This window comes from Ancylobacter vacuolatus (assembly GCF_030813595.1).
GTDB classification, from domain to species: Bacteria; Pseudomonadota; Alphaproteobacteria; order Rhizobiales; family Xanthobacteraceae; genus Ancylobacter; species Ancylobacter vacuolatus.
Map to the genome: position 1 here is coordinate 1 of NZ_JAUSUH010000028.1, position 1,436 is coordinate 1,436.

Below are 1,436 nucleotides of genomic sequence, written 5' to 3' on the forward strand. Positions count from 1 at the left end.
TCCGGCACAGGCGCGCTGACCAAATCAGGCGCCGGCACGCTGATCCTCTCCGGCAGCAACACCTATCAGGGCGGCACGACGATCTCCGCCGGCACCTTGCAGGTCGGCGATGGCGGCACCACCGGCGCCGTCGCTGGCAACATCACCAATAATGGCACGCTCGCCTTCAACCGCTCCAATAGCCTCACCTATGCCGGCGTCATCTCCGGCTCCGGCAGCCTCACCAAATCAGGCGCCGGCACGCTCACCCTCTCCGGCAGCAACAGCTTCACCGGCGCGACGACGGTCGCCGCCGGCACGCTGGCGCTGAGCGGCGGGTCTTCGCTCGCCGACGCCGCCCGCCTCACAATCGAAGCCGGCGCCACCGTCTCGCTCGATGCGAACGAGACCGTCGGCTCGCTCGCCGGGGCCGGCAGCCTCGCGCTCGGCAGCCGCACCCTCACCACCGGCGGCGACAACACCAGCTCCACCTTCTCCGGCGTCCTCGACGGCACCGGCAGCCTCACCAAATCAGGCACCGGCACGCTCACCCTGTCGGGCAGCAACACCGCGACCGGCACGCTCAGCGTCGCCGGCGGCACGGTCGACCTCACCGGCAGCGTCGCCGGCGCGGCGGACGTGGCGAGCGGCGCCACGCTCCAGGGCTCCGGCAGCGTCGCCGGCAGCGTGAGCGTGCACAATGGCGGCACGCTCGCGGGCGTGCAGGGCAGCGGCCTCACCCTGGGCGGGCTCGACCTTGCCGCCACCTCCAACGTCAATGTCACGCTCGGCGCGACCACGGATGGCGGCGTGTTCACCGTCACGGGCGACGTGACGCTCGACGGCACGCTGAACGTGACCCAGGCGACCGGCTTCGGCGCCGGCGTCTACACCTTCATCAGCTACACCGGCGACCTCACCGACAATGGCATGAACGTCGCCGCGCTCACCGGCGGGCTCACGGGCGGGGTGCAGACCTCGGTGACCGGCAAGGTCAACCTCGTGGTCGAGGGCGCGGGCGCCACGATCCAGTTCTGGAACGGCAGCACCACCACGCCGACGCAGAAGGTCGAGGGCGGGGATGGCAGCTGGACGGCGGGCGTCGCCGCCAACTGGACCAACGCCTCGGGCACCATCCCGCAGGCCTGGAATGGCGGCTTCGCCGTGTTCCAGGGCACGGCCGGCACGGTGACGGTGGACAACGGCGCCGGCGCTGTCGGCGCCACCGGCCTGCAGTTCGTCACCACGGGATACACGGTGACCGGCGGTACGCTCGCGCTCACCGGCACCGGGCCGGCGACGATCCGCGTCGGCGACGGCACCGAGGCGGGCAAGGACACGGTCGCCACCATCGCCAGCGTGCTCACCGGCACGGCGGGCCTGGAGAAGACCGATTACGGCACGCTGATCCTCTCCGGCAGCAACACCTATGAGGGCGGCACCACCGTCTCCGCCGG

1 protein-coding gene is annotated in these 1,436 nt (G+C 71.7%); it reads left to right on the forward strand.

Going from position 1 to position 1,436, the window contains the following annotated elements; all coding sequences use genetic code 11:
* The coding region (locus J2S76_RS23160) for an autotransporter outer membrane beta-barrel domain-containing protein (protein ID WP_307064517.1) at positions 1-1,436 on the forward strand (1,436 nt) is incomplete at both ends.